Genomic DNA, 23,404 nt, shown 5'->3' on the forward strand with positions numbered 1-23,404 from the left:
AGATTATTAAAATCATGTGCCACCCCCCCCGTTAACTGACCAACTGCCTCCAATCTTTGAGATTGTCGCAGACGGTTTTCAAGCTCCATACGTTCAGTGATATCCTGAAAAGCACCATGCACACCTGTAATATTGCCATCGATATCCCGAACAGCTTCACCAGATGTACGAACCCAGATTGGTTCTCCAGCAGAATTAATGATTTGTAACTCTGCATCATAAGGAATTCCCTGCTGATAGCAGGCAGTAAATAATTCCTGCATACGTGGCTGATGCTCAGCAATATAAAAGGCCAAACCTTCTTCAATGGTTGGACTATAGCCTTCTGGTTTGCCATGGATTTTTGCCACCATATCAGACCAAATAACCTGTTTGGTTCTCATATCCACCGACCACCCACCAAACTTGGTGATTCTTCCGGCAATTTCCAGTAATTCAGCCTGTTTTTTTAACTCACTCTGCTGCAGGATGATCTGTTGGTTTGAGCGATCTTTTTGATCCAGCAGTGCATTAAAAGCCATGGATAACTCTGCCATTTCATCTTTGCCAAACACCTCTGCCCGAGCTGTGTTGTCATTAAGCGATATTTTTTGGATGGTATTGATAAGATTTCGGGTAGGCAGGGCGATACGCTGATAAATCATATTGAATGCCAACACACATAACACACCAAAGATCAGCGTAGATAACATGAAAACAAACAGAATACGGTTTATATGACTTTTAATAACTTGCTGATTTTCCTGCATCAATTGATCAATAGAACTTTCAATCGCAATACCATGATCAGCAACCTGATTGATTAATAATCGTGATCTCAAGGGTAACGACAAAGGATTCATCTGAGAGTCATTGATTATGGGAGCAGTATTGTCCGGCAGATTTTGATACGCATCTTCCACCGACTTAATCAACTGATCGATATGTCGCATTGCCCTTTGGGCATTAAACTTGCCTCGTTCCAGCTCTGAGAGATCTTTCTGGATTTGTCGAGCATCACTTAGGAAAACCTGCCACAAACCGTCATCTGGTCGAAAAATCAATAAGTTATCGCTGCCGACAGATAACGCATCAATTTTGTTATTTAGCTTTGCAAGCGAATTAAGTTCATAGCGTTTTGACTCGACCTCATGGTAACTCCATGCACCTAACACAATTAAAAAGAGTAGCCCCAGCAGACAGGCACTGATAAAGAAAATAGACGTTTGAACCAGCTTCATTACTGGTTCTCCTCAGATCGCATCGTTGGAATTTTAACTAAAAAAGGCTGTATTGCTGCTAAAGGTTCGGAGGCGAACCAGGAAGTCACATCGGTTGGTTTGTCTGATCCGGGGAAATTATTGAGTTTTGCCCATTGAATGTTTTGATGTAATTCGGAAATTAATGACCAGTTTAAATTTAACTGGTGTAATCCTGGTTGATAATTTTGCCCCACAATAGCGTTTTTACCCATTTCCTGGCTATACATCTGCATAACGTCTTCTGTGTCAGAGTGTATAAGACTGATGGCATCGGCATATGCAATCAGCAATTGCTGGCACTGTTGTGGATTCTGCGCCGCCATTTGCCGAGTTGTTACCAGTAGCCATTTTGCGCTGTAAACATGACTACCCTCTACCTGTTTTAGCTGGTCGCCATATTCGGTAATAAAATGATTGGTCCATGGTTGCCAGGTAACAATCGCATCGACCTTGTCATCAATTAAGGCCTTACCCAATTCTGAAATGGGTAAATCGATAATTTCTACCTGCTCTGTATTTACCTGGTAAAAAACTGAATAGACCCACCAGAGATATTCAGAATTTGTCCCTTTTGGCAAACCAATACGTCCTCCTGATAAATCAGTAACAGTTTGAATTTGCTTACCATTACTAGTAGTCAGGATTTGATTCATTAAGGTGGAATGCAAAAGATTTCCCAAGATTACGGGCTCTTTATCAGGAAGTTCATTGTTTGCATTAGCTAATTTATCCAGCGTAAACGCTGTTGGCGAAACCAAGGCAAAATCCACTTTCCCGGCACGTAAATCGTCAAGACTTTGCTTACCAGAATTATTAAAGCTCACATCAACATCCAGCTGATGTTTTTTGAATAACTGATTTTTACTGGCTAAAAGTGTTGGTAAATCCCCCAAATAATTGACACCAGCCAATTTCAATCGAGTTTCGTCAGTATTCTCAGAACTACAAGCTACTAAAAATAAGACGAATAATATTAGTACTCTTTTCAGGCCCATCTTATTTTCCGTAATGAGTTCGTATGCTTATAGTTATTATTGCGTACATAAGGCAAAGAGCTTTAATTTATTTAAGAAATCTTAATAAATTGGGTTATTCCCTTACAGTAAAAACTTTAAGCTACTCTAACCTAAAAAATGGTTAGAAAATAATGTTCGCACCCTATAATATTTTCATCACAAATATAGAAAGTGCAGTATGTTGTTCATTTTTTTCGTTACCGTGATGTTTCATTACTATACTTCTCATTGTTCGACATCATTTGGAGAATACTATTTTAAATTATCACTCGACATCACTACTATTTATAAAGAATTAAAACGAACAGATCGTGAATTTTATGTCAATGTCTGAATGGATTTCGGGAATTTTTCCTTACTTAGCGATCACACTACAAAATCAATGAAGTTAATAACTAGACTAAAATTGTTTGCCAGATGCATGAAAGTTCAAATTTCTGCTTTATTTCTGGCAAGCAAGGATCCGGCTGTTCCAAAAGTGGCTAAGTGGTTGGGTGTTGCGGTAGTGGCGTATGCGTTAAGCCCGATTGATCTTATTCCGGATTTTATTCCGGTAATTGGCTATCTGGACGATTTGATTATTTTGCCTTTAGGGATTTATTTAGTCATCAAGCTGATACCGGAGGCAGTTTGGTCTGACTGTATGGCTAAAGCTGAGTTAAATCCAATTCAATTACCCAAAAATCGTTATGCAGCAGCTGTAATCATTGGCTTTTGGTTACTTTTTGCAGGCTTGTGCAGTTATGCTGTTTGGCATTTGGTATCAAACTAAACACATTTATAGCATCATCGTGGCCCTAACATATTTTCCGGCTTGATAAGTTCATCGAATGCTTCTGCAGTGATCAAACCAGAACGAACAGCCTCTTCTCGTAATGTGGTTCCATGGGAATGTGCCTGTTGTGCAATCAAACTGGCCTGATCATATCCAATTACCGGTGATAGGACGGTAACCAGCATCAATGAGTTATTTAAAAACGCTTCGATTTGTGACCTATCCGGCTCCAACCCACGCAGGCAATATTCTGCAAAACTATTTATAACATCTTTCAATAATCTAATGGATTGCAACAGTGAAAAGATCATTAATGGTTTATAGGTATTCAGTTCTAATTGTCCCTGAGCACCTGCTAACGTTATCGTAAGATGATTTCCCATCACTTGGGCACATACCATCAACATGCTTTCACATTGGGTTGGATTCACTTTACCCGGCATGATTGATGAACCGGGTTCATTTTCGGGTAAATGCAGTTCACCGATACCGCAACGAGGGCCTGAGCCCAATAATCGGATATCAGCCGCAATTTTGTTCAGACTCACCGCCAGAGTGTTTAAAATACCCGACACATTGACCAGACCATCGTGAGCAGCCTGCAGCGAGAGCTTGTTGTCACTGGGAGTAAAAGGTAAGTCCGTATATTCGCTTAACTGTCTGGCAAAGTTTTCAGCAAATTCGGCAGAACAATTCAGTCCCGACCCCACGGCGGTACCACCTTGAGGAATGGCATACAGTTCAGCAGTAGCCTGCTTTAACCAATCAATATTATTTTGTAATTGGGACGCATAGGCCGAAAACTGCTGTCCCAATGTTAACGGTGTTGCATCCTGAAGATGCGTTCTGCCGATTTTTATTATGGCTTGCCATTGTTTTGAATGTTCGGCCATTACCTGCTGCATCTGTATTAATGCCGGTAACAGCTCAAATTGAATTTGTTCCACCGTTGCAATATGCATTGCGGTCGAAAAACTGTCATTGGTCGATTGCCCCATGTTGCAGTGATCATTGGGGTGCACCTGAATTTTCGAATCCAATAGCTGTGTCGCCAGATTGGCAATCACCTCATTAGTATTCATATGGGTTTGGGTACCCGAACCGGATTGCCAGATAGTTAATGGAAACTGCTGATCATGCTCGCCATTGATCACTGAGAGACTTGCCTCAGCTATTGCCAGACCGATATTTTTTTCCAATTGCAGGCAATCAATATTCGCTTGAGCCGCACAGCGCTTCACCAGTCCCAAGGCACGAATAAACTCGCGCGGAAAAGTTTCAGTGCCGATAGCAAAATGATTCAGGGCCAGCCGGGTCTGCTTGCCGAATAAGGCGTCAACATCAGACATGGGTAGCATTCAACGATTATTTTCTTAATTGCACATTTAGCTGATCCACCACTTCTGCCCAATCAGAATCATCAACAAGACATTCTTTAATAAAAGCAGATTGTGCAGGCGACCAGAAATACGCATTTTCCAATTTGACGTTTTCCGGCAATTCATGCTGATTAATAAAATTTTCGATTGCTTCTTCGCTGTTATCAAGGCCCAGTTGGGAAAACAGGTTTTCCATCGTATGCAGTGAGGTATCCATTATCATTCTCCTTAAGCTTGTGAAGAAAACTACTACCAGATTTGTTTGTTTGTGACAGTCTTGTCAAACTACGCTTTTAAGGATAAATTTCAATTCAGAAACGCGTTCAGGGTTGTTTGAGTGGTTCCAACCATGATGTTCCACCTAAACGACGTTGTTGCTGCAAATTCCATTCTGCACGTTTAAGCAAATGCTGCGCGGGTCGGGCTGGATTGTAATTCAATGGACTGGGTAAGGAGGAAGCCAGCAAAGCTGCCTGCATTGGTGTCAAATTAATTGCTGATCGACCAAAATGATATTGACTGGCCGCTTCCAATCCAAACACCCCCGGCCCCCACTCTGCAATATTCAGATAAATCTCAAGAATGCGTTGTTTGCTCCAACTGAGTTCAATCAGCAAGGTAAACCAGACTTCCAGACCTTTTCTGAACCAGCTGCGGCCGGTCCATAAATACATATTTTTTGCCACTTGCTGACTAATGGTGCTGGCACCACGCAAACCTCCCCGGCGCTCCCTTTCTTTTAACGCCTGCTGAATCGCCTTAAGATCAAACCCACTGTGTAACGGAAATTTCTGGTCCTCAGATGTTATAACTGCTAAAGCTGCATGTTTTGGCATCTCATCCCAGCTTAGCCAGGTTTTACGCAACTGAAAGTCTTCATTTGAAGTTATCCAGCGGTCAGCCATCACCATGGTTATCGGTGGATTTACCCAGCGAAAAGGTAATACCAGCAATAGGCTCAACAAGACAAACGTCAATATCGTGAGCAGCAATACCTTTAAAAGGAAACGATATATTCGATGCACAGTTATTCCTAAGCAAAACAAGCATCCTCAGGATGCAACGTGCACATAATGAGACGTTTATTTTAGTCATGCAAGCTACTGCATGCTAATCCAAATTTACCGCTGCGTTATTCCAGTCTTCTTAATAGCAACATGGGTGAAACAGTTAATACAGGCGTTAATTGCCAACGTCCAAGAATGGCAAGAATCACTGCACTGATAAAAGGCAGGCTTATCACAACTGGCCAATGCCAGCGAAATTCGCCCTCAAACATCCGATTTTGTAATGCCCAAACGGCTGTTTCCGCTGCCAGCACACCCAGAATACCAGCCAGAAAACCAATCAATGCAAACTCAATGGTTGTGGATCTGACCAGTAATTTCTGTTGCCCCCCCAGGGTACGTAATAAGGCGCCCTCGCGCTGCCGCTCCGACATCGTTGCACTGACAACTGCGACCATCACCGCAATTGCGGCCAGCAGAATCATCAATAATATCGCTTCCACCGCCTGTGTTACCTGAGCAATAATTTGCTGAATTCGTTCGATAATATGATCAATTTCCAACACTGAAATGGTGGGAAACTGCCGAACAAAATCATTTAGTAACGCTTTATCCTGCTCAGCAAGATAAAAGCTTGTCAGCGACGTACTAGGTAATCCATCTATTGTCCCATCGGGCGGAAAGATAATAAAAAAGTTGGGACGCATGCTGTCCCATTGCACACTGCGAATACTGGTGATGGTTGTGCTCACTTTTTCAGCTCCCACCGTAAAGCCGAGTTCATCACCCACCTCGACACCAAGAGAGTCAGCCAGTGATTGTTCAATCGATAGCCCCGATGTTTCACCTGGCTTAAACCATTGTCCGGCAACAATTTGATTATCATCTGGATAAGAATCTGACGTTGTCAGGTTTAATTCGCGGCGCAATTCATCATCATCTTTATTTAACGCAACTTCCTGTGCAGGCTGCGCATTAATCTCTGTCAGTCTGCCACGAACAATAGGATACAGAGGACTACGGTTTATCTGATGCTGTGAGAAGAATGTCTCTACCTCATCAACTGATTCCGGTGCAATATTCAGCAGAAAATGATTTGGCGCATCCTCCGGTAACTGTGCCTGCCAGTCAGCTAGCAATGAAGATCGCACCAGAACTAACGTAGCAGCCAGCATAATAGTCATCGCAAATACCGACATTTGTGACAAGGTCGCATTACGGTGTCGATACAACGCAATCACCGCCAATCGCCAACCACCTTTTCCGGCTGGAAATCTGCGTAATAACCAGATTAGACCAGCACCGGCAACCGCCAGTGAAATAACTAACGCAACAACTGCCCCGAGTAATGCTGTTACCAGCTTGATATCATTGACATATACCCATAACAAACCAAATATCACTAAGACAGCCAGCAACAAATCTTTGACTAAAGCGGCCTTGTCATTAGTTGGCAAACTGCGAAATACTCGCATTGCCGGTGTATTACGTAAACGATCAATCGGTGGGTAGGCAAAGGCAAATAAAGCGGCTAAAGCAGTTAACACAGCTGGCCAAAGTTGCCAGAAATCCACTCCAAATTGTAACGGCTGGTCCATTAACTGTGCGGTCAGTGAAGCCAACAGCCAGGCAGAGGGTATGGCAAGCAATAAGCCAATAACAGTAGCCATCAGGCCCCATACAACTAAGCGCGATAAATATAATTTACGAATACGTTTGCCAGTCAGACCCATGGTTTTTAATAACGCCACGCGATCCCGCTGGCTTAATGCATATTGTCTGCTGGCAACGCCTATTGCCACGACTGCAAGCAACACAGCCAGACTGCCACCAAGTAATAAAAAGCCCTCAGCTTTTTCTAAAGATTCACCCAGGGTCTCTCCTTGCCGAACATCTACCCAGCTGTAATTGTCTGTTAAGCGTGGTTCCAACCATGCTTCAAAACCAGCCAATTCGGCCTCACTACCAGCAAATAAACCACGATGCCGAACACGACTCCCAGGCTGTATTACCTCCGTTGCGGCTACATCGTCTACATGCATCATCAGTCGTGGTGCCAGAGCTGAAAGTCTAAAACCACCATCGGGCTCACGCATGATCACGCCTGTCACTTCAAGAGAAGTTGCCCCAATTTCCAGCGCATCACCAGGCCGTAATTCCAATAAACGCATAAGCCGGGGATTCAGCCAGACTTCACCAGGTTGAGGCCCATTGGATGCCACTTGTCTCGGACTATCCAGATCAGTCTGCCATTCAATTTCACCACGAAGTGGATAAGCATTATCAATCGCTTTGACGGCAACCAGCTGGAATTGGCTTTCATTGGAAACCATGGTGCCAAACTCGATCATTCGGCCAACTTGAAGACCTTGTTTTTCTGCCTCTGCATACCAGGCCTCTGGAATGGGGGCATTGGTTCGGCTATTTAACTGACGATCTGCCGCCAAAAAAGCACTGGCCGAAGTCATTAATGTTTTTTGCAGATGATCTGCAAAGGCATTTATGGTTGCCACAGTTGCTACCGCTATGATCATCGCCATTAACATGACTTTTACATTTCGCTCACGTAAATCCTGGGTGAACGAAATCACTTTAGCCGTTTCGTTCATGCAGATAACACCTCTGCATTTTTTTCTGTTTTTTCATACAGCACGCCTGCCTCAATGATGAAATACCGCTGACATCGCTCAGCAAGCTGTTGATCATGCGTCACCATCACCAGCGTAGTGCCGTGTTCACTGTTCAGATTCATCAGTAATTCAGTAATGGCTTCCCCCGTTCGGGTATCCAGATTGCCGGTAGGTTCGTCTGCAAATAACACTTTAGGATTCACAGCAAAGGCTCTGGCAATAGCTACCCGTTGTTGTTCACCACCCGATAATTGTCGTGGTGTGTGTTGCATTCGTTCGCCCAGACCAACCCGTTCGAGCAAGATTTCAGCTTTTGCCCTGGCATCAGCTAAACCAGCCAACTCTATGGGTAACATCACATTTTCAAGCGCAGATAATGTGGGTAACAATTGAAAAGACTGGAACACAAAACCGACTCGCTGTGAACGCAGACTGGCACGTTCATCTTCTGACAAAGTGCTGATGAGATGACCATCCAGACTGACTCTTCCACTGGTCGGTAAATCCAGTCCTGCCAGTAACCCCAGCAATGTTGTTTTACCTGAACCGGAACGTCCGACAATGGCTGCTGATTCGCCTTTACGAATGTCCATATTGACCTGTTGTAAAATCGACAGTTTATCGGTGCCTAAATCAACCGAATGTGACAGATTTTGTACCTGTATCATGAAGTCGTTTGACGGATCCGGTTGTCTATCTGTGGACATACTTTCCTCACATAATTAATTGGCGGTTATGAAAACCTTATTACCTACACAAACATTGTTTATCTGGCTGTTTTTGGTCCTGGTCAGTTTCCAGTCTCAAGCAGCTGAACCCCAGCGAAAAAACCTGTTAATTGTTGGCGACAGTCTCAGTGCAGCCTATGGCATCGATAGTGATGCCGCCTGGGTTGAGTTACTGAAAGAGCGCCTTGAACAAGAAACACCCGGGATATGGAATGTAGCCAATGCCAGTATCAGTGGTGAAACAACCGACGGTGGTTTACGTAGATTACCGGATTTACTGGACAAACATGATCCCGCTATCGTTGTAATTGAACTGGGCGGTAACGACGGTTTACGCGGTTTTCCACCCGATGTTATTCGCAACAACTTAGCCAGAATGATTGAATTATCCCAAATGCGTGAGGCAGAAGTATTACTGGTTGGCATTGAAATCCCACCTAACTATGGTCCTCGTTATACCACGGCTTTCGCTAATGTTTATTCAAGTCTTGCCGAAGAATATAACCTCGCCTTCTTGCCCTTTTTCCTTCTCGACATTTATGATGGTGAGGCGATGATGCAGGCAGATGGAATTCATCCAACAGCAAAAGCGCAACCTCAATTACTCGATAATATTTGGCCAGAATTATTGACACTATTAGAACAGTAAACGGTCTCTCTCATCCAAACCGATTATCTGACTCTATTTATAGCTAAAATGTTGCCTGATGACTGATTTAAATATGAACTTTCAAATTATTAAAACCGTTGATTGCCATACTGCACATGATTAAAGCTGTCATTTTTGATATGGATGGGGTGATTGTTGATTCTGAACAAATCTGGGATGACGCCGAAAAACACGTATTTTCCAACTACGGTATCGATATAACTGAGGCTGACCAGCTAAATACCCGCAATATGAATATGCGGCAGGTATCCGAGTACTGGTCACTGAAGGCTCAAAGCCCTTTCTCACTTGAGGTGTCGGAACAGAGCGTTATTCAGCGAGTTTGCCAACAGATTCAGCAAACACCGGTGGCGATGCAAGGTGCTCTGAATTTACTCAAACAAATCCACACAATGAATTTTCCTATTGGTCTTGCCACCAACGCACCAAGAGCCGTTTGTCATACCGTATTGCAGTGCCTGCAAATTGAAACGTTTTTCTCTTCAATTCAAACCGCTGATGATGTTGAAAACACCAAACCCCATCCGGAAATCTATTTAAAAAGTGCTGACAACCTAAATGTAGATCCACAGCATTGTCTGGTGTTTGAAGATTCCCCTACTGGTGTTAAGGCGGCGCATGCTGCCGGGATGCAGGTTATCTATGTCAATCCCCATCGTATTGCCGAGACTTCTATCCTGAGCAATATTCACTCTGCTCTCAGTTCACTTGAACAGTTTTCATGGTCAAAATTCTGACTATCCGCCGGACTCAAGTTTTGGCGCCTCAAGTTCTATTAGACATTTATTAAACTGATTGATCTCAAGTTAAACTTCACGCAGTTTTGACCGTTAACACTTATGATAAATGATTTATTCCCTAGTTTTTCAGGAATTACTACTGAGCTTATTCATGAAATTAAATGTAAGCCACCGAAATATTGTGCATATTGGAATTACGCTGATGCTTTGTTTTACAGCAGTAGTACTGATATTTACTTCACATCAGCTGATTGCTGCAATGAATCCGAGCACACTTAATGGTATTGAAACGCGTTTTCAATTGGATAAACACTCGTTTCACCTTAATGAAACGAACGACAAACCCTTGTTAATTACCGGGCTGTTCAGCACCTGTAAATCAACTTGCCCGGTCAATGTCAGTGTGCTGAGTAAGATCAAAGAAACCCATCAAAATGACTTAAACTATCTGTTTATTAACTTAAAGCCCGACGTAGGTTCGGCTGAATTGTTAAATGACTTTCTTTCCGAGTTTGCTCCAGATATGCGACTGATATCGCCGCAGGACACACAGGAACTGGGCCGACTGATGAAAATGTTGCCGGAAAATTTTTCGCTGAGTAAAACCAATATTCATCATTCAGGCTACATCTACCTCTACCATCCTAAAAGTAAAGGTTTAATTACCTATCCAAAGCCTGACAGTCAACAAATTATCGATGATTTATCAATTCTGCAACTACGTGGAAGCTAAACCCTATGTCTAATCAAAAAAGTTCTTCTCAAATAATCCAGGAAAACGTTTCTCAGCGCCAGTTGAAGGATAATGCAGCTAATGACAAATTAGTCCTGTGGTTATTAGTCGCCCATTTACCTTTTATATTTTTTATTGTGCCTATGGAGTACGGAACGCATATCGAGGGTGCGATCCCTGCATTAATCGTGGTGTTGGCATCCTGGTATGTTTATAGCACGATGCCTGGGACTTTTTTCTCAAGAAGTGTAATAGCTGCTGGCATGATGATGATGTCTATGATTTTCATAATGCAGCAATTTGGGCGAATTGAAATGCACTTTCATATTTTTGCTACTTTGGCATTTCTAATAATCTGGCGTGATTATCGTGTGATTTTAGTTGCAGCAGTGGTAATTGCTTTGCATCATGCGGCCTCTGTGCCACTTCAATTGTCCGGCGTTTCTATCGGTAATATGCCTTTCATCGTTTACGCTCAAAGCTGTGATTGGGCTACATTTGCAGTCCATGCAGCATTTGTTGTTATGGAGTCTGCTGTTTTAGTATTTTTCTGTTATCGCATGAATTCTCAGTATCAATTATCTAATAATGTGATGGCTGCTATGCAGGTTGCAGCACAACAAAGTGACCTCACCATTGCGGTCGATAATATTCAAGCAACGAATTCTGCTGATTCAGCATTTATACAGTCTGTTCAGGACTTTTTTGGGTTGATGAACAAATCAATTGATGATTTTAAAAAAGCGGCTACCGAGCTTGATAATCTCACGGAGTTATCGGTTGTAAGTGCTGAAAATAACTTATCCTCATTAACAACTCAAAGTCAGCGTGTAGAAGAGATTGCCTCCGCCAGTCTGGAGATGTCTACCAGTATTGGTGAAGTAGCCAGAACAACTGAAAATGCGGCCTCCTTATCAACTCAGACGCTTGAGCAACTCAATAACTGTAACTCGATGTCTGATAATGCGTCTTTAAAAGTAGATTCCCTTATCAACAAAATCAATGAAGTAAAAAGTGAGTTTGAGCGTTTGCAAAAAAATACGGGAGCCATTAAGACATCTGTTTCTCTTATCACTGAAGTTTCAGCGCAAACTAGCTTACTGGCTTTGAATGCTTCAATTGAGGCAGCACGTGCCGGTGAGCATGGCAGAGGGTTTGCGGTAGTTGCCTCAGAAGTTCGCGATTTAGCACAGAAAAGTCAGAATGCAACACAAGATATTATGGCTGTCGCCGAAAAAATTAATGCTGCTACAGATGTGGTGATGGGAAAACTTCTCGAAAGCAACAAAGATGGTGAGACGGCGATAGATTTAGTACAACAAACGAACTCATTGATAAAAGGCTCTGCCGAGTTCTCAGACAAGATAAATGCACTGAATCAATCAATTGCTCAAATGATGCATGAACAAAGCACTGTCTCTGCTGAAATAAGTCAGACTTTGCATCATATTCAGGACTCGAATAGCGATATTGAAATTGCAGTGAAGCAAAATGCTGAACGTAATTCAGAAATCAAACAAATTGGTTTAGTTATCAGAGATAAAGCCAACGTATTTACAACCTGATTTCGTAAATTACGCCATGGAAGCAATGGTTTTTCGAAAACGACTTAACGATAAACCAAATAGAACACCACCTAGCAAAATCAAAATGAGAAACTGTGGCCAGACTTCGGTAAAACCGGCTCCTCGGTACAAAATGGATTGGGCCAACATAACAAAATGTGTATCCGGGGCCAGTAACATTATGTACTGAATAATATCCGGCATACTTTCCCGGGGTGTGCTGGCCCCTGATAGCACTTGTAAGGGTAATAGAATCATGACCAGCAATAAGCCGAATTGAGGCATTGATCTGGCCACTGTGCCCAGAAAGATACCCAGTGAAGTGGTCGCAAACAAGTGAAATAAGGTTCCCAGTAAAAACAGCCAGACCGATCCCTGGATGGGAACTGATAACCATGTCTGAACCACCAGCCATAAAGATAAAGCTGTCGCTGTGATGACCACTAATGCCATGGCAAAAACCTTGCTGGTCATTATTTCAAATGGTGTCACAGGCATGACCAGTAAATGCTCAAGCGTGCCATGCTCCCGCTCTCTGATCAGCGCTGCTCCGGTTAAGATTATCGATAACATAGTGATATTATTGATTAGCTCCATTACGGCCCCAAACCACTGACTGTTTAATTCAGGATTAAACTTCGCGCGTAACACCAAATCTACCGGTGCGACACTCTCCTGCCGATGTCGTGTCACAAAGGTGTCGATCTCTCCACTGACGATAGACTGAACATAGCTATTACCGGTAAATGCCTGTCCCATGCGAGTTGCATCAATGTTTAACTGAATAACAGGTTGATGGCCTGCCAGTAAATCACGTTGAAAATTAGACGGAATATGTAAGGCAAAGGTATCAATCCCCATATCCATCCGGGCATCGATTTCATGCCCTTCAATCAGCACAGGGGGTAAAAAATAGGGCGGATAAAATGCATCCACAATACGCATGGATAATGGGGATCGATCATCATCTACAATCGCTATCGGCGCATTATTCAATGAATCAATCATTGCGGTTGCCCCGGCATAAATGGACAAACTGAACGCGTACACAATAAAGATCATCAATACCGGATCACGTAACAAGCTGCGGAGTTCTTTGACACCCAGTTGCAGGATATTGTTGAAGGCCACTTATCGTTCCTGCTTTTTCAACAACATAACGCCGATCAGCATTAAGACCGGGGCAGCTATAAATAACGCAGTAAATGCGGAGTGTAAATCCGAATAAGACAGGCCTTTGGAAAATACACCGCGGGTAATCGTCAAAAAATGCGTGGCAGGATAAACCTCCCCAATCCATCGCCCCAGCCCCTGCATTGACGATACAGGATCAATCATGCCGGAAAATTGTACTGCTGGTATCAATGTTAATAATGCAGTGCCAAATAATGCCGCTATCTGACTGCGTGTGAAGGCTGAAATCAGCAACCCCAGTGAAGTAGCACAAAATACATACAGCAATGCCGCAAACGTCAGAGTGATGAAACTCCCCGTTAGCGGCACCTTAAAGATAAATACCGCAAACAACACCAGTAAGACAAAATTGAGCATACCCAGCACGATGTATGGCACTTGCTTGCCGAGTAGAAATTCCAAACGACTGACCGGCGTGACATACAGATTCACAATCGAACCCAGTTCTTTTTCCCGCACTACTGACAATGCCGTCAGCATGGATAAAATCAGCATCAACAATAAGGGAATCATCGCCGGTACCATGGCTACCAGGCTTTTTACATCGGGGTTATAACGAAAGCGTGCTTCGATGGTGGCAGGTTGTGCCGTGATGGACGATCCCAGTCTTTCCCTTGATTTCATTGTCAGCCAATAACTATGCATTCCCTGCACATAACCACGAATATTCTCACCACGTGTCGGCATAGAGCCATCAATCCAGGCACCAATTTCCACCGGTCTGCCGCGAGCCAAATCCCGAGCAAAGCCATATGGGATCTCAATAGCCAGGCTAAGTTCGCCAGACTGCATTCGTCGCTCAATTTCAGCGTGACTAAACAACGGAGGTTGTTCAATAAAATAACGTGATCCCGCTAAATTAAGCGTGTAATCACGACTGGTAGCAGATTGATCGGCATCCAGTACGGCAAACTTAAGATCTTCTACATCCATACTTATGCCATAGCCCACCACAAACATCAGCAATAACGTGCCGAGCATTGCCATTGTCAGTCGTATGGGATCTCGCCATAACTCTAGTGTTTCCCTTCGGCTGTAACTGTATAAGCGGCGCAAACTGAAACCAGTGAGTGAAGCGGATGGGGTGTCATATTTTGTATTGGTTTTTTTCGCGTTTTTAATACCATCATCACTCATCGGCAGATTTTCTTTGTCACTTACTGCCTCTTGTAGATAATCGACAAATACATCTTCTAATGAAGCAGCATTTCTGGCGGTTTTTAAATTATCCGGCGTATCCGTCACCAACACCCGTCCTGCATGCATCAACGAAATTCGATCGCAACGCTCTGCTTCGTTCATAAAATGCGTTGAAATAAAAATGGTCACCCCATCCTGCCTTGCCAGGTCCACCATGATCTGCCAGAACACATCACGCGCAATGGGATCAACTCCGGATGTCGGTTCATCCAGAATCAACATTTCCGGCCCATGGATCATGGCTACTGCTAGTGACAATCGTTGTCTTTGACCAAGAGGCAAAGCATCAGGCAAGCTATCCAACACGGCATCCAGTTCAAAGCGTTTTGCCATCAGGTCTATTCTGTCAGCAATGCTATTCGAAGGGAGTTTGAATAATCGCGCATGCAAATCCATATTCTGCTTGACCGTCAGTTCACCATATAATGAGAATGACTGGGTCATATATCCCACCCGTTGGCGGGTACTCAGATCATGCGGATCAATGGTTTTACCAAATAATCTGGCCTGTCCTTCAGAAGCGGCCAACAGCCCCGTCAGCATTTTCATCGTTGTGGTTTTGCCACAGCCATTCGAGCCGAGAAAACCAAAAATCTCACCACGTGGAATACGAAAACTCACTTGATCTACGGCGGTGAAATGACCAAACCGCCTGGTGAGTTTATCTGCCTCAATGGCAAATTCATCTTGAATGGATTCTTTTCGTGGGGGAATAATCACAGGTCGATGACGATTGCGTTGTGCTTCCGGTAACAACGCTATAAAAGCCGATTCCAGCGAGCTGGTAGCAGTTTGCTCAAGTATTTGTTTTGGTGTGCCTGTAGTGAGAACCTTGCCCTGATTCATTGCCACTAACCAGTCAAAGTCTGCGGCTTCTTCCATATAGGCGGTGGCCACCAGAACACTCATTCCCGGATTATCATTACGAATACGATTAATCAAAGACCAGAACTGGCGTCTCGATAGAGGATCCACGCCGGTAGTAGGTTCATCCAGAATAAGTAATTCCGGATCATGAATTAACGCGCAGCATAAACCCAGTTTTTGCTTCATACCACCAGATAATTTACCTGCGGGCCGATCAGCGAATGCTGTCAGACCAGTGGCTTCCAGCAATTTTCTGATACGTTGTTCGCGTTCAAGTCGATCAAGACCAAATAACCGGCCAAAGAAATCGACATTTTCAAATACGGAGAGCGTGTGATAAAGGTTTTTGCCAAGCCCTTGAGGCATATAGGCAATGCGTGGACAAACTGTTTGCCGGTGCTGCTGTTTTCGCATGTCACCACCCAGCACTTCAATTGTGCCCTGCTGAATAGCGTGTGCGCCGGAAATCAATGAAAATAAACTGGACTTACCTACGCCATCTGGCCCGATAATGCCCACCATGATTCCGGCTGGAATAGCGAGACTTAGATCATCTAACGCTTGTGTCTTACCATAGCAAAGACTGACATTTTTCAGCACAGCCACCAGGCGCTTGTCATTCAACTCAGACAATGCCGTAGCTGTCATCAAGGAATCCTCACTGCCAGATGTTCTGGCCATTCTCCCTGGGAATCTTCAAGAACATATGCCACACCTGGAAGACCAGTTTTAACACGTAATATATATGTCTCCAATAGATCCTGTGGGATCTGGGCACGTACTCTAAACATCAATTTTTCCCGCTCAGTAGCGGTTTCGACGGTTTTGGGTGTGAACTGGGCGACATCGGCCACAAAAGATACTTTGGCGGGGAAGACATATTCAGGAGCAGCATCCAGAATAATTCTGACATCGGTGCCTAAGGCTAAACGGCCTGCACTGAGCGTGGGTAAAAAGAAGGTCATATACACATCCCGCAGATCGACCAGATTCAACACACGTCCGCCAGCGGCGATAACTTCTCCAGGTTGGGCAATACGATATTGAACACGACCATCGCGTACAGCTTTAAGCTCACTATCAGCAATATCAGCCTGAATACGATCAATGCTGGCTTGTGCACCCAATAAAGCTGATTCCGCTCCAGCCATTTGAGCTCTGGCCGTGACAATGGCAGCATCTGCAGCGGCTACCTGTGCCTTTGAAGCACTAACCGCAGCTATGGCACTTTGCTGACGAGCAAAATCATCATCGGCTTCCTGTTGGGACGTTGCTCCACGTCCTGCCAATGATGAAGATCGCTCATAACGCTTACGCGCCACATTGAGTTCAGCCTGACGCTGGGCAACCAGGGCCAATGCAGCTTGTTTTTCTGCTTCACGTTGTACCAGTTGACTATTGGCGATAGCAACAGAGCTTTCGGCTTGATGAAATAGTGCCTGAGCCTCACGTAATTGGGCCATCAGGTTTTCAGTGTCCATTCGGGCAACTACCTGCCCCGTGTTAACAAAATCTCCCTCTCTAACCAAAATATCCTGAATACGACCTGCGGTTTTTGCGGCTACATCGATTTCAGTCGCTTCAATTCTGCCATTGCCATAAACCAATCCAGCATTAGGATCCGGAGCCAGATAAAAACGCCATACCAGAAAAATGATTAAGACAATGATTGCCCCAATCATTAACGCACGAAGCAATTGAGTGTTTCGGTTAAATGGCATCCGTTTTCCCTATACAAAGAAATTTGCCAAGACGATCTAAAGTCGCCGCAACCACGTAGGAATACTTTTTAAAGCGGCATTGCTATTGCAGATTAATTGATAAAATCATTGGAGATGATTGATCTCATAAAGCTAATCAGTTGGATGCAAGTTTACATCAGCCAAGTATCATTAAAACATTGAATATGCGTTAACTTAACAGCTTTTGATGCAGATCAAATGAATTTAGTAATGAACAGGTTTGGTTTAGGGTTGATGTTGTTCACACCCTTGAAAGACTTGTTGTTCAACTTTATCTTCGGATAAATCATCTGGGAAGGTGTAAGCGAGATTAATTGCCAGATCAACGACACGAAGGAATTCTTCATTGGCAAACTCAGGGCGCATCGTCTGCTGAACGTCCTGTTTGGATTTTCCGGCTTGCTTATGATGGTAGTAATCACCTGTCAGATTGGCGATAAGATCACATTGTTTATTGCTTTCCATCTCATTTGCTTGAAGTGGCGAAGTAAATAATGCCAACACAGATAAAGCCAGAATAGTTTGAATTTTCATCAGCAGCTCTTGTTTTGATTGATCAGACCAAACTTCTGACTCTTGAACCAACAGTAAAATCCTTGAGCATAAAATTTTTAAGAAAGTTGTTTTTACTGACTGGCTTTTGATTTTAGCAAGTATTGTAAAAAAAACGGCCAGTAAAGGCCGTCTTGTTATTAACTAATTTTAAGGCTGGGGAGTATTAAAGATTTTTACTATCTGTCCATTTTTAATCACTACATGGGTTTCCTGATCTTCCACTATGCGATATAGCCATTTTTCAAAATAATCATTTTCTACGTCAGAATCGGCTACTTTTCTTAGCACCGGACGGGTATGTTTGCTGATAAAGGCTGGTTCCCAGAATTGACCACAAATCGCTTTAATATCATCAGTGCTCATACCGATTGTGATGCTATTAGAGCCGCACGCCATGGTTTCTTCATGGGATGATGCACTGCCAGCAAAAATATTGGCAGAAAACAGTAGTGTCGCCACTGATACTAAAAAGGTTGATAAACGCATAATTATCCTCACAAAACGATCATTGATTTACTGATTTCGGGACAATATGCGACCTTAATGCATTGCTCGTCAACCGATCTGTATTCCAATCGTTAAAAAAGGTCTATTTATTCACGATTTTATTTGTCGTCCCTTTCAATAAATATATTTTCCTTTACAGGATGATTTGAATTTTGACTGCAACAGATGTTTATACTGCGGGTTAAACACTAAAACGGAATGTTACAGCGATGCCGCCCAAACCTATTTATATTAACTACGCTGGTCCGACCCTTCTGGCAACTTCGCTCCTTAATAAAGGTACAGCGTTCAGTGAGGCGGAACGGCAACAATTCAATCTCAGAGGTTTGATACCTCAACGATTTGAATCGATTGAACAACAAGCTGAGCGGGCCTATCAGCAGTATTCCAGTTTTATAGAACCAATAAACAAACACATCTATCTGCGTACCATTCAGGACAATAACGAAACCTTGTTCTATTACCTGCTTGAACATCATCTGCAGGAAATGATGCCAATAATCTATACACCTACCGTAGGTGATGCCTGTGAGCGATTTTCGCAGATCTATCGCCGTGCCAGAGGATTGTTTATCTCCTATCCTGACCGCCATCATATTGATGAAATTCTGCTTAATGCCACCAAACGTAATGTAAAAATCATTGTGATAACCGATGGCAGCCGTATTCTTGGTTTGGGTGATCAAGGCGTTGGCGGTATGGGTATCCCTATTGGCAAGCTTTCTTTATATACCGTCTGTGGTGGTATAAGCCCGGCCTATACTCTGCCCATCATGCTGGATGTTGGCACGGATAATCCTGACTTGTTGGATAACCCTCAATATATTGGCTGGCAACATCCGCGTATTGATGCTCAGCAATATGATGAATTTATTGATTTATTTATTACCGCTATCAAAAAACGCTGGCCAAATGCTCTGTTACAGTTTGAAGATTTTGAACAACGCAAAGCATTACCGTTATTAACTCGATATCGTGATGAACTTTGTTGTTTTAACGATGATATTCAGGGTACAGCTGCAGTAACCGTGGGTTCATTATTGGCAGCTTGTCGTGCCAAACAACAAACGCTTTCCGAGCAAACCATTGTCTTTGTTGGAGCAGGTTCTGCAGGTTGTGGCATAGCCGAACAAATTGTGTCGCAAATGATGACTGAAGGCACCAGCGAAGTGGATGCCCGCAAACGCATTTTCATGATTGATCGACCGGGACTGCTAACCCAATCATTACCTGGATTACCGGATTTTCAACAAAAACTGGCTCAGCTGGATCTGGTTTGTGCTACCTGGAATATCTCAGGAATCAATGCCAATTTAGCTGAGGTCATTGATAACGCAAAACCGACTGTGTTGATTGGTGTATCAGGTCAGTCAGGGATATTTACGGAAGCAATAATCAAATCCATGTATTCGCATTGTCCAACACCGATCATCTTTCCGTTAAGCAATCCATCCAAACAGATAGAAGCCCACCCTCAACAGATCATTGAATGGACAAAGGGTAATGCACTTATCGCAACTGGCAGCCCTTTCACGCCAGTTGTGTATGAAGGAAACTTTTATCCCATTGCACAATGCAATAACAGTTACATTTTCCCGGGTCTCGGCCTTGCCGTGGTTGCCGCGAAGATAGAACGTATTACCAATGATATGCTGATGACCGCAAGCGAGGTGCTGGCTGAGGCTTCACCAATGACTACCCCAGGTAACCAGGAACTCCTCCCTCCACTTAGCGACTCGGCAAAACTCAGCAAAAAGATTGCCTTTGAAGTGGCTAAACTCGCTCAACAAAAACAACTTGCTCCTGAAATGTCCGAAAGTGCTTTATTACAGGCGATTGAAGATAATTTCTGGTTGCCACGTTATCGTGAGTATCAACGAGTGAATGTTTAATCGATGAAAATAAAAAAACGGCTTGCCATAAAATACAGCAAGCCGTTTTTAAAAAATTAATTGGTGAATTAGAAATCCATCGTGGCACTTAGGGTAACGGTGCGCGGCGCACCAAGTGCCAAATAGCCTCTTCCGGGGAAACCACCCACGGATGCCCAATAGTCACGGTCAAACAGGTTGTGTACGCGTGCCCTTAGTGTCACATCCTGATTGCCTGCAGCAACAATATAACGGGCACCGATATCAACAGAAGTCCAGTCATCGACTTTAAGCGTATTTGCATCGTCAGCATAACGTGAACCGGTATAAGTCAATCGGGTATCCAACGCCAGACCATCCAAATGAGGTACTTCCCATTCAGCACCGAGATTGGCTTGCCACTCCGCCACACCAATCACATCATTACCATCAATCGAAGCATTACCAGTATCTTTCTGTTCGGCGTCTAGCCAAGTCACCCCGCCCAAAACTTTCACGTTCTCAGAAGCCTTACCGTAAAGGGTAAGTTCCATACCTTGATGCTCATCTTCGCCTGACTCTTTGAAGACATTATTTTCAATTGCAGCTCTGGGTTTGGAAGTTGTGAAATAGGCTAATCCAAGACCTAGTCGCTCAGTCTCATATTTCACCCCAATTTCTTTTTGCTCAGAAACATAGGGGGATAAAGACTCTCCCACATTGGTCACACCTGTACTTGGCGCAGTTTCACCTTGCGCCAAACTCTCAATATAGTTGGCGTAGATCGACATTTGGTCTGTAATCTTGAACACAGCGCCGACTGCCGGTGTAATTTCGCTATCTTCATAGGAAGTCCGCACCCCAGCCGTCTCAAATTCTGAATCGCTACTGTAGTTATCAACTTTGATTGCCTGATGACGGGCGCCAAGCGTCAATAAAATACGCTCATCCATGAAAGCGAGCGTGTCGCCGATAGCAAAACTATTCAGCTTCGTTCTACCTGTTAACATCGGTGAATTCAGATCATTCCCAAAGAATGTTCCGGTGGCAGATCCACTGCCAAAACCCGGCCTACCATAATAAACAGGATTGTATAAATTACTGTCCAATCTCCGTTCACCAAACTCACCAATGAAGGCATTCTTTGTTTCCAATTGGAAATACGAATATGACACCACCCATTCATGCCCGACTGAACCAGTATCAAAGTTACCTCTGAAGCCAATTTCACCGGTATCAACCCTATCTTCGCGGGTATTATCAAACCTGCCCATAACACCTGCTCCGGAACGGGCATCCTGGAGCGTAAAATTGGCCAAAGAATTGTCTTCATCTGTCCGGCGCAAGCCATACGCTGCCCAGGCAGTCACATTATCGCTTAGGTCATATTCTGCCCGGAAGGTGCCAAACACATCCTCTTCATTGGAGTAGCTCCAGGGCTGTGCCCAATTCTTGCTCGCATCTGGCGCTTTCGGTACGACATCTGTTAAGCCGTTAATCGCTACATTGGTTCGGGTTTCATCTAATTGATGATTTTGATACCCCATATCCGCCGATAAACGCAGTCGATCACCCCGATAATCCAAACCGACGCTGAACAGGCTCAGCTCCGCGTTTTCATCGTCAATCGAAGTACCACCATTGTGATGGGCAGCATTGACTCGAATACCAAACTCTTGATTTTCACCGAAACGACGTGCCACATCCGCAGAGACATTACGTTGATCATTGTGCGATGCACCGACAGTGATTCGGTTCAAATCATAGTTTGGAGCTCGTTTAGGGAGTAAATTAATAACGCCACCGATACCGTTCCCACCCGGAGCGGCACCTGTAAGAAATGCTGAGGCACCACGCAATACTTCAACGCGTTCAAATAACTCTGTCGCGATATATTGACGGGGTAACAAAGAATACAGTCCATTGTAGGCAACATCATCTGAATAAAGAAGAAAACCTCGAATGAAGTAGGTTTCCTGAAAGTTACCAAAGCCGCGAGCGACCCTGACACCAGGATCGGCTTGCAGGACGTCTCCGACGCTCTGCGCCTGACGGTCCTGAATAAATTCGTTGGTATAGCTGGTAATACTAAAAGGTGTATCCAGATTATCTTTAGTCCCCAGAATACCTGCACGTCCCCCCTCCGCAACTTGACCACCGGCAAATGCTGGAGATAGACCTTCAGCAGAAGCATCCGCACTGGCGGTGACGGTAATTGATTCTAATTTTGCTGAATCTGTTTCGGTTTCTGCAGCAGTTGCCATATGGGAAGCAAATAATGCTAATCCAATGGACATCGCCAACGGCGACAATTTAATACACATGAACTTTCTCCGGCGCGAAAAATGGGAAAAAATCATATGCTACGTATTACATAAACTAATGTAAATACTAATCGTTATCATTTGAATGATTTATGAATAGGCTAAAACGTGAATTTCAACTCTATCCAACCTTTAGGATTCAGTTTTGCTATTATTTGCCAGTCAAATACTGACATGTCGCTGTGTAAACGCGCATGGCTGACGAAAAGAAGCAATGGTTCTGTCGCATGACAACCATGATTGGCCCTTTTATATATTCAGGATTTTTATGCCAGAAATTATTATTGAAAAAAACCCAAGTGAAGCTCGTTTACAAGAACTGGGTGTGTCAGGTTGGGAGATTTGGGATTGCCCTGTCACCGAATTCCGTTTGGATTTTGATGAAACAGAAAAAGCTTACATCCTTGAAGGTGAAATTATTGTCACGCCAGATGGTGGTGAGCCAGTCACTATTGTTCCTGGTGATTATGCAATTTTCCCAACAGGCTTAAAAAGCATGTGGCAAGTGACCAAACAGCTGAAAAAGCATTACAGCTACGATTAGTCAGTAACATTAAAAGGCATCTTCGGATGCCTTTTTTACTTTTGCAATACCTACAACTTTTCGCCAAGCTAAATGTCACTAGGGCATGTTTATCTTTCATCTCCATCTCTGTTGTGAGCTGAAAAAGCGTCAATCAA

20 protein-coding genes are annotated in these 23,404 nt (G+C 43.7%); 7 read left to right on the forward strand and 13 right to left on the reverse strand.

What is annotated here, in order from left to right; genetic code table 11:
• The coding region (locus B3M51_RS12045) for a PAS domain-containing protein (RefSeq protein ID WP_292759521.1) at window positions 1–1,220 on the reverse strand (1,220 nt) is incomplete at its 3' end.
• A complete protein-coding gene (locus tag B3M51_RS12050; protein WP_292759523.1) occupies window positions 1,220–2,158 on the reverse strand; it encodes an ABC transporter substrate-binding protein in 939 nt (312 codons plus the stop codon). The genes B3M51_RS12045 and B3M51_RS12050, both read right to left, overlap by 1 nt.
• 520 nt (window positions 2,159–2,678) lie before the next feature.
• Here B3M51_RS12050 and B3M51_RS12055 point away from each other — a divergent pair.
• Window positions 2,679–3,029 (forward strand): YkvA family protein, encoded by a 351-nt coding sequence (locus tag B3M51_RS12055; RefSeq protein ID WP_292483698.1) that lies wholly within the window; start codon window positions 2,679–2,681, stop codon window positions 3,027–3,029.
• A 14-nt stretch (window positions 3,030–3,043) separates the two neighbouring features.
• On the opposite strand, the gene B3M51_RS12060 is transcribed toward B3M51_RS12055, so the two are convergent.
• From B3M51_RS12060 to B3M51_RS12080, 5 genes are all read right to left on the reverse strand, one after another.
• Window positions 3,044–4,381 (reverse strand): class II fumarate hydratase, encoded by a 1,338-nt coding sequence (locus B3M51_RS12060; RefSeq protein ID WP_292759526.1) that lies wholly within the window; start codon window positions 4,379–4,381, stop codon window positions 3,044–3,046.
• Between the two features lie 16 nt (window positions 4,382–4,397).
• Window positions 4,398–4,628 carry a DUF2789 domain-containing protein gene (locus B3M51_RS12065; RefSeq protein WP_292483701.1) on the reverse strand — a complete coding sequence of 77 codons (231 nt, stop codon included), beginning with the start codon at window positions 4,626–4,628 and terminating at the stop codon, window positions 4,398–4,400.
• A gap of 106 nt (window positions 4,629–4,734) precedes the next feature.
• The gene (gene mtgA, locus B3M51_RS12070; protein ID WP_292483702.1) at window positions 4,735–5,436 is read right to left on the reverse strand and encodes a monofunctional biosynthetic peptidoglycan transglycosylase; all 702 of its coding nucleotides are present in this window, start codon (window positions 5,434–5,436) and stop codon (window positions 4,735–4,737) included.
• Window positions 5,437–5,543: 107 nt separating this feature from the next.
• Entirely contained in the window at window positions 5,544–8,027 is a 2,484-nt protein-coding gene (locus tag B3M51_RS12075; RefSeq protein WP_292759528.1) for an ABC transporter permease, read from the reverse strand.
• Window positions 8,024–8,755: an ABC transporter ATP-binding protein gene (locus tag B3M51_RS12080; RefSeq protein ID WP_292759530.1), complete on the reverse strand. Its 732-nt coding sequence runs from the start codon at window positions 8,753–8,755 to the stop codon at window positions 8,024–8,026. Before B3M51_RS12080 ends, B3M51_RS12075 begins: the two co-directional genes overlap by 4 nt.
• 28 nt (window positions 8,756–8,783) lie before the next feature.
• On the opposite strand from B3M51_RS12080, the gene B3M51_RS12085 reads away from it, so the two are divergent.
• The 4 genes from B3M51_RS12085 to B3M51_RS12100 all read left to right on the forward strand — a co-directional run bounded on the left by B3M51_RS12085 (window position 8,784) and on the right by B3M51_RS12100 (window position 12,484).
• On the forward strand, window positions 8,784–9,425 hold the full coding sequence (locus B3M51_RS12085; protein WP_292759532.1) for an arylesterase: 642 nt from the start codon (window positions 8,784–8,786) through the stop codon (window positions 9,423–9,425).
• A gap of 116 nt (window positions 9,426–9,541) precedes the next feature.
• Window positions 9,542–10,183: an HAD family hydrolase gene (locus B3M51_RS12090; RefSeq protein WP_292759534.1), complete on the forward strand. Its 642-nt coding sequence runs from the start codon at window positions 9,542–9,544 to the stop codon at window positions 10,181–10,183.
• Window positions 10,184–10,337: 154 nt separating this feature from the next.
• Window positions 10,338–10,919, forward strand: coding sequence for an SCO family protein (locus B3M51_RS12095; protein ID WP_292483711.1), 582 nt, complete (start codon window positions 10,338–10,340; stop codon window positions 10,917–10,919).
• Between the two features lie 5 nt (window positions 10,920–10,924).
• Window positions 10,925–12,484: a methyl-accepting chemotaxis protein gene (locus B3M51_RS12100; protein ID WP_292759536.1), complete on the forward strand. Its 1,560-nt coding sequence runs from the start codon at window positions 10,925–10,927 to the stop codon at window positions 12,482–12,484.
• Window positions 12,485–12,493: 9 nt separating this feature from the next.
• Here the strand turns inward: B3M51_RS12100 and B3M51_RS12105 are convergent, their stop codons facing one another.
• The 5 genes from B3M51_RS12105 to B3M51_RS12125 form a co-directional block, all read right to left on the reverse strand.
• Window positions 12,494–13,615: an ABC transporter permease gene (locus B3M51_RS12105; protein ID WP_292759538.1), complete on the reverse strand. Its 1,122-nt coding sequence runs from the start codon at window positions 13,613–13,615 to the stop codon at window positions 12,494–12,496.
• On the reverse strand, window positions 13,616–16,393 hold the full coding sequence (gene rbbA / locus B3M51_RS12110) for a ribosome-associated ATPase/putative transporter RbbA (protein WP_292759540.1): 2,778 nt from the start codon (window positions 16,391–16,393) through the stop codon (window positions 13,616–13,618). It abuts the gene before it with no gap.
• Entirely contained in the window at window positions 16,393–17,466 is a 1,074-nt protein-coding gene (locus B3M51_RS12115; protein WP_292759541.1) for an HlyD family secretion protein, read from the reverse strand. Before B3M51_RS12115 ends, rbbA begins: the two co-directional genes overlap by 1 nt.
• A gap of 246 nt (window positions 17,467–17,712) precedes the next feature.
• Window positions 17,713–18,021, reverse strand: coding sequence for a hypothetical protein (locus B3M51_RS12120; protein ID WP_292759543.1), 309 nt, complete (start codon window positions 18,019–18,021; stop codon window positions 17,713–17,715).
• Between the two features lie 168 nt (window positions 18,022–18,189).
• Window positions 18,190–18,528: a DUF2845 domain-containing protein gene (locus B3M51_RS12125; protein ID WP_292483723.1), complete on the reverse strand. Its 339-nt coding sequence runs from the start codon at window positions 18,526–18,528 to the stop codon at window positions 18,190–18,192.
• A 230-nt stretch (window positions 18,529–18,758) separates the two neighbouring features.
• Here B3M51_RS12125 and B3M51_RS12130 point away from each other — a divergent pair, with 230 nt between their 5' ends.
• The gene (locus B3M51_RS12130) at window positions 18,759–20,441 is read left to right on the forward strand and encodes an NAD-dependent malic enzyme (RefSeq protein WP_292759545.1); all 1,683 of its coding nucleotides are present in this window, start codon (window positions 18,759–18,761) and stop codon (window positions 20,439–20,441) included.
• Between the two features lie 68 nt (window positions 20,442–20,509).
• On the opposite strand, the gene B3M51_RS12135 is transcribed toward B3M51_RS12130, so the two are convergent.
• Complete coding sequence (locus B3M51_RS12135) at window positions 20,510–22,723, reverse strand: TonB-dependent receptor (protein WP_292759547.1); 2,214 nt, start codon at window positions 22,721–22,723, stop codon at window positions 20,510–20,512.
• A 268-nt stretch (window positions 22,724–22,991) separates the two neighbouring features.
• Between B3M51_RS12135 and B3M51_RS12140 the strand changes: the two genes are divergently transcribed.
• Entirely contained in the window at window positions 22,992–23,267 is a 276-nt protein-coding gene (locus B3M51_RS12140) for a cupin domain-containing protein (RefSeq protein WP_104934707.1), read from the forward strand.
• The last annotated feature ends 137 nt before the right edge of the window (window positions 23,268–23,404 follow it).

Source organism: Methylophaga sp. UBA2689 (assembly GCA_002354555.1).
Lineage (GTDB): Bacteria > Pseudomonadota > Gammaproteobacteria > Nitrosococcales > Methylophagaceae > Methylophaga.